Source organism: Psychrobacter sp. TB67, from assembly GCF_000511065.1.
In the GTDB taxonomy this organism is placed as follows: Bacteria; Pseudomonadota; Gammaproteobacteria; order Pseudomonadales; family Moraxellaceae; genus Psychrobacter; species Psychrobacter okhotskensis.
Genome location: NZ_AYYA01000061.1, coordinates 1 through 6,676, shown reverse-complemented (window position 1 = coordinate 6,676; position 6,676 = coordinate 1). Strand labels below are relative to the sequence as shown.

General features: G+C 43.3%; 6 protein-coding genes and 1 pseudogene. 3 read left to right on the top strand and 4 right to left on the bottom strand.

Annotated features, from left to right (window positions below; all coding sequences use genetic code 11):
* The first annotated feature begins 65 nt into the window (after positions 1–65).
* Positions 66–1,255, top strand: a protein-coding gene (locus W293_RS16405) for an IS3 family transposase (RefSeq protein WP_101210725.1) whose coding sequence is annotated in 2 segments (ribosomal slippage) — positions 66–324 and positions 324–1,255 — 1,191 coding nt in all. Because the reading frame shifts where the segments join, the coding sequence is not laid out codon by codon here.
* Between the two features lie 36 nt (positions 1,256–1,291).
* Positions 1,292–2,263, top strand: coding sequence for a peptide ABC transporter ATP-binding protein (locus W293_RS0112050; RefSeq protein WP_025652678.1), 972 nt, complete (start codon positions 1,292–1,294; stop codon positions 2,261–2,263).
* 22 nt (positions 2,264–2,285) lie between these two features.
* Here W293_RS0112050 and W293_RS0112045 read toward each other — a convergent pair whose 3' ends face one another.
* The gene (locus tag W293_RS0112045; protein WP_025652677.1) at positions 2,286–3,305 is read right to left on the bottom strand and encodes a nuclease-related domain-containing protein; all 1,020 of its coding nucleotides are present in this window, start codon (positions 3,303–3,305) and stop codon (positions 2,286–2,288) included.
* Positions 3,306–3,474: 169 nt separating this feature from the next.
* Here W293_RS0112045 and W293_RS0112040 point away from each other — a divergent pair, with 169 nt between their 5' ends.
* Positions 3,475–4,380: an MBL fold metallo-hydrolase gene (locus W293_RS0112040; RefSeq protein ID WP_025652676.1), complete on the top strand. Its 906-nt coding sequence runs from the start codon at positions 3,475–3,477 to the stop codon at positions 4,378–4,380.
* A 74-nt stretch (positions 4,381–4,454) separates the two neighbouring features.
* On the opposite strand, the gene W293_RS0112035 is transcribed toward W293_RS0112040, so the two are convergent.
* From W293_RS0112035 to W293_RS0112025, 3 genes and pseudogenes are all read right to left on the bottom strand, one after another.
* Positions 4,455–5,165, bottom strand: a complete 711-nt coding sequence (locus tag W293_RS0112035) for a pirin family protein (protein ID WP_025652675.1) — start codon at positions 5,163–5,165, stop codon at positions 4,455–4,457.
* Positions 5,166–5,329: 164 nt separating this feature from the next.
* Positions 5,330–5,569, bottom strand: a pseudogene (locus W293_RS0112030) (MBL fold metallo-hydrolase); the annotation flags it as partial.
* Positions 5,570–5,626: 57 nt separating this feature from the next.
* Complete coding sequence (locus W293_RS0112025) at positions 5,627–6,619, bottom strand: IS110 family transposase (RefSeq protein WP_025651576.1); 993 nt, start codon at positions 6,617–6,619, stop codon at positions 5,627–5,629.
* Between the last annotated feature and the right edge of the window lie 57 nt (positions 6,620–6,676).

Genomic DNA, 6,676 nt, shown 5'->3' with positions numbered 1-6,676 from the left:
TGTAGTGGCATAATAAAATTGGACAGCTTCTAAGAGGTTATAATAACCCAAAGAAGGAAACTAGTATGACCAACAATCGCAATCAATATACCCGAGAATTCAAGCTTGAAGCCATCAGCTTAGTGACTGAGCATAAGCGTAAAATACCTGATGTAGCAAGCTCACTTGGCATTGGCAAATCCACCCTGCAGAAATGGCTGAGTCAGTATCGACAAGAAACGAATGGCCAAGCACCTAAAGTCGGCAACGCTTTAACGGATGAACAGCGCGAGCTACAAGAATTGCGTAAGCAGGTTAAGCGACTCACTATGGAGCGCGACATATTAAAAAAGGCTTCTGCTCTGCTGGCCTTGGACAGCCTGAACGGCTATCGCTGATAAGCAAGCTTGCAGAGCAAGACAAAAGCGTCAGTAAACGCCGACTATGTGACTTATTTGGCATCATTAAAAGCAGCTACTACTATGGCACACAGACTAAGCCTATCGATATTGAACGTGTCAAACTCAAAGCCTTGATACGTCAAATATTCAATGACTCCAAACAATCAGCTGGGGCTCGCACCATTGTCGCCATCCTGTGGAATGAGCACAGTATTAGGCTAACGCGTTACTTAGCTGCCAAGATTATGAAGCAAATGAAACTGGTCAGTTGCCAGCTCAAGACCCACAAATACAAGCACGCTGATCAGGAACATAAAACCCATGACAACCTTTTAAAACGCAGATTTAGCCCAACGGCGCCCAACCAAGTCTGGACGGGCGATGTCACTTATATTCGCATTAAAGGCGGCTGGTGTTACCTAGCCGTTGTTTTAGACCTGTACGCCCGTCGTGTGGTGGGCTTTAGTGTCTCAGACTCACCCGATAGTATTCTGACAGGTAACGCTCTGAAAATGGCGTATCAGACGAGACTCAAACCAAGTGGTGTGTTATTTCACTCAGATCAGGGCACGCATTACACCAGTAAGAAATTTGCTGAATCAATCGATGATTGCGACGGTATGACACAGAGTATGAGCCGTCGTGGAAATTGTTGGGATAACGCCCCAACTGAGCGCTTCTTTAGAAGCTTCAAAACAGAGTGGATGCCAAAGGGCGGTTATGAGAATATCGCTGAGGCTAAAAGTGCCATTAGTGATTATATCTGGGGCTACTATCAAACCGTGAGACCGCACACTTTCAACAATTATTTAACACCAGCTGAAACAGAAAGACGTTACTTTAATCAAAACCTCTTATCAGGTGTCCTAAATTAGTTGACCACTACAACCCTGCTACTTTGGAGTCACAGCATGAGTCATAAAGTGGTCTTAAAAGCAGACAACCTACACAAGCATTACCCAGTATCACAAGGATTGGGCAAGCCTAAAGCTTATGTTAAAGCCCTAAATGGTGTCTCGTTTGAGCTTGAAGCGGGCAAGACGCTGGCGGTCGTTGGTGAGTCAGGCTGTGGTAAATCAACGCTTGCCCGCCAGTTGACCCTCATTGAAGAGCCCACTGACGGCGAGTTATTTATCAACGATGAAGCAACGACCGGTTATAGTAGAAAAGCATTAAAAGAGTTGCGTACCGAAATCCAGATGGTATTCCAAAACCCTTATGGCAGCCTAAACCCGCGTCATACGATTGGTTATCAATTGACTGAGCCTTTAGATATTCATACCAAGCTATCTAAAGAAGAAAAGCGCGACAAAATAAACGAGATGATGAGGCATGTCGGTCTACGTCCCGAACATGCGGGCCGTTATCCACATATGTTTTCAGGTGGACAACGCCAACGTATCGCCCTCGCCCGCGCGATGATGCTTAATCCTAAAATTGTCGTCGCTGATGAGCCAACCTCAGCGCTCGATGTGTCGATTCAAGCACAAGTATTGAATCTATTTATGGATTTGCAAGACGAATATCATACTGCGTACGTTTTTATCTCGCACAACTTATCAGTAGTACGCCATGTCGCCGATGATGTGATGGTGATGTACTTAGGTCAGGCCGTCGAACACGGGCCTAAGGAAGCGATTTATAATGCCCCAAAGCACCCTTATACCATTGCTTTATTGGCCGCAGCACCAACTGTGAGTGGTCATAAAAATGATTTAACCCTACATGGTGAGCTGCCAAGTCCGCTTAATCCGCCAAGTGGCTGCGCCCTGCACAAGCGCTGTCCTTATGCCAAACCACAATGCAGTGAAATAGAGCCGCAACTGCGCGAATGGGACGGTCGATTGGTCGCTTGTTTACGATTGGAGGAGATTTATGGGTGAAGTAGCTATGGGTTGATCACATCTAATTAACGTTCACCACACCGCGACATTTAGGAAACTGACTACAACCATAAAATACTTGCCCTTCGCGCGCGCCTTTTTTTGCCACCCGTTCAATCATTTCACTATGACATCTTGGGCAAGCGGGAATGTTATCGGACATATCAGAAAAAACTAGGGCGTCGTCGACTTGCTCGATAATAGAAGACTCCTTAGTAGAAGACTCCTTGATTTTAGGCTCTGATTCCAAAACCTCAAATGGGGTAATAAAGACAGAGTCATCATTTTTCATTTGAAAGCTAGGCTGCACATTGCTAGAGGGAACAATCGATGTCTGACCTTGTTCAACTTCCGTTTGACCAGACCATCGAAGTACTTCTCTGCTTTTAACAGCAGTTTTTATTTCTGGTGCAGCTTTAGCTTTAGCAACTAATTTACTTTTTGGCTTATCGGTTGGCTGCTTATTTGAGTTGCCATGCTTGTTTTTTAGATAGGCTTTATGCTGACTGTTAGTTTTCCAAGATTTGCTAAATCTATTACTTTCAATTTGCTCAACTATAGATTTGACTTCTTCATCGGTTAATAATTTATCCTGCTTTTTCTTAACATAAGACGCCATCCCATTAGTCAAGACATGCTCTGGCAGCTCATCACGAGTCTTAAGCTCACATTCACCGATAAAAGCAATCATCGAGTGAAAATAGCTCATCTCTAATTCTAATAAATCAGCTAGCGTTTTAATATGTAGATAATTCTGCCGTAGTGGATTCTGAAACTTATATTTGCGTCCATTTGGGAAGGCTTGTGTCCACTGTCTTTGCTTCTCATTACCGAATATCCAGCCTTTATAGTTTTTGGTTTCGATGACGAAGATGCCATAGATAGAGACGATGACATGGTCAATCTGGGTGCTGCCACCATTCGGTAGCGGTAAAGTGACATTGTTCAGGCGATGATAAACGTCTTTCTCAAGCTTTAGCCACATGGCTACGTTGATGACGGTCTCGCCTAAGATGCCTTTGAAAGTGGACATGAGGGACATTGATTATTTACTCTATTCTTGATTGATGACATTTTATAACTTACGATCATCTGTTTTCTGGTTTAATGATTATTAAATTGAGTAAGTTTGCAAAAAACATGACAACTTTCTCAGTTCTGAGTAGGTGTCACCCCTCATAACATACTGACTTAGATTTGGAGAAAGTATCATGAAAACAATGATGAAACGAGCCACCCTTCTTGCCGCTCTTATCTTTTCTATAGGAGGAGTACAGGCTGAAACCCGTGTAATCATGTTAGGAACAGGTACGCCTTTTCCTAGTGCCGAGCGTGCTGGATCGGGGATTGCAGTCATTCATAATGGTGAAGCCTATTTATTCGATGCAGGACACGGTACTGTACAACGTGCGATCCAAGCTTGGAAAACCATGGATGCCCCTGAATTAAACCCTCCGATGATCAAAAATGTATTTCTATCGCATCTACATAGTGATCATACTATGGACTATTCAGAACTGGCTGCCACCATGTGGTGGAGACGTGAGGCGCGACTGAATGCTTATGGCCCAAAAGGTTTGCAAGATATGACCAATGGTTACTATGATATGCAAAAAACAGATATCTCTTTGCGCACTGACGGCATTCAGCCTATTGATGATAAGACTATGTATCGGGTAGCGGTAAATGAGATTCCCAAGGACGGCATTATTTTTAATAAGAATGATGTTACCGTAGAGGCCTTTAGCGTTGACCATGGTGATATAGAGCCTGCCTATGGCTATAAAATAACCACTCCTGATAAGTCCATCATCTTTTCTGGCGATACGTCTTACAGTGAAAACCTTATTAAAAAATCAAAAGGCGCAGATATTCTGATCCATGAAGTTGTCAGCGAGGAAGGTTGGAACGCGTTGCCTTCAGATTGGAAAGCTTATCATGGTGCAGCCCATACCTTGACCAGTGAGCTGGCAAAGGTAGCTAATAAAGCAAAGCCTGATTTGTTGGTGTTAACCCATATACTGCACTTCGGCGCTCCTATTGAAACCGCTTATTCAGAGGTTAAGGAGCTTTACGACGGAGAGGTGGTATTAGCGAAAGATCTTGATGAATATTAGGCATTATTAATGATTTGAAACGAAGTCGTAGAGTACGCTAAGTGTACTCTACGAAAAAACATAGCTTAAAAAAATCATCCCATTGGTACTTCCATTACCAACAATTGAGCATTGGCAATCACATCCATCTTAAACTTATCAGTCTCGGTAATACCCAATCCATCACGAGGCTGTAAGACATTATCATCAATGATCACGCTACCCGAAATTACAAATACGTAAACGCCATTGCTAGAATCATTTAACGTATAGGTTTTGGTCACGCCTTTCTCAAACTCTCCCACGTTAAACCACCCGTTTTGATGAATCCACACGCCAGCATCATCCGCATTTGGTGAGAGTACTTGGGCGAACTCATTGCGGTTCAATAAATCTATGATACTGACCTGCTGATAGCGCGGTGTTACATCCTTTTTGTCTGGCTCAAGCCAAATTTGTAGAAACTTAACGGGTATCTCCGAGCTGGCATTGCTCTCAGAATGCACCACCCCTGTACCTGCGGACATTATCTGAATCTCACCACTATTGATGACACTTTCATTACCTATATTGTCTTTGTGCAAGAGCGTACCTGACAACGGGATACTGACAATCTCCATATTACGGTGTGAGTGTGAACTTAAGCCATGACCACCCTCGATATGATCATCATTAATCACCTTGAGGACGCCGAACCCTACCCGCGCGCGATCGTAGTAGTCGGCAAAGCTAAAGGTATGCTTGCTCTTGAACCAACCGTGATGCGAGCCGCCGCGCTTATTTGCTGGATGATGGATAGTTTTCATCATGAGTCCTCGTTTGGTTTTACTGGCTGAAAAACTCTATTCCATATTTTATTTCATAAAAAAGAGCTGCCAGAATGATCCAACAACTCTTCTATCAAGATGACTATTCTAAGCAACTACTTAATAATTAACTACCTAAAATGACAGTTCTATCCAACCGTTATTTACCACATACCACGGCGATGATTCTTCACCCAGCGATGCATACCCAAAGTATTAAGCGTTTTCATATTGTTAAAGCCGGTCCAGCTTTGTACCTCTGGGCTAAACTCAACATTGCGATATAACTGATCCCAGCTTTGTCCAGCGCGCTCAAGAGTCAATACTTGCTTGTGCAAATCAACCATATAATCGCGTAGGGCTACTTGCTCAGCTTTGGTCGCTGGAGTGTAGTGACCGATATTGTAGTGGCATAATAAAATTGGACAGCTTATAAGAGATACCATCTTAAAAAAGCCAAATCAAGTGCTAATTAGCTCAACTCTTGCTTGGTAAGGTTGCTGATGTTTAACCACGCCGAAACAAATATGCACAAGCTTACGCATCGCCGCACAGACAGCCTGCATTTTGCACTTACCGTTAGCAAGCAGTCGCTCATACTGCGCCTTAATGTCGGGATTATGCTTAATGGCGACTAGCGCCGGCATATACAATTTAGCTCTTACGGCACTTGAGCCATTCTTTGCTAAGCGAGACTTGCCCTTAAATAGCCCTGATTCACTATGCTTGGGAACTAGACCTAAAAAGGCTGCCATTTGCGACGCTTGACTAAACTGCTTATTATGCATCAGCGACATCATCTGCTTTGAGACAACAGGGCCGACGCCTTTAATAGTTTGTAGCAGATATTGGTCTTGCTTTAAATTGGGATGACCATCGATATGGTCATCAATATCACCATTGAGCTTAACAATGGCGGCTTGCAAAGAGACTATCATCTGCTCAATAGACGCTTTAACGATAGGAGCGGTGTCTGTGGCCTCCGTTTTTTCCAATCGATTCAGCTCACGTTGTAAGTCTTCTTGTAGCGCGTCTAAGCGCGACAGTAAAGACTTGAGGTGACGCGCCTCTGCTGGCGGCGGTGTCCACAATTTAGGCTTAGCACTATAGGTGTAGCGGGCTAATAACATACTATCTTTCTTATCCGTCTTGTTGCGACTTCCTAAACTAGCAGCATAGCTTTTGACGTAAGCAGGATTGATGATGCTAACGTTAAGCTTTTTATCAAATAGGTAGTAGGCGATGTTCTCGTGATAGACGCCTGTAGCTTCAAGGGTTATGTGGATGTTGTTTAAGTCATCAGTAATGTTAGCAATTAGCCAGTTGATAAGAGCAGCATAGTCACTGTGATCATTTTTAAAGACTTTAGTTTTGAATTTTAGTTTGTCAGTGTCTTTGAGCCATGCAATATCTAGCTTATTTTTACTAACGTCTATGCCTATATAATGTGTCATCTTATTGTCTTCCCTTGTTTATGCAGTGTCACTCATGGCATCTGATAAGATGTCGAG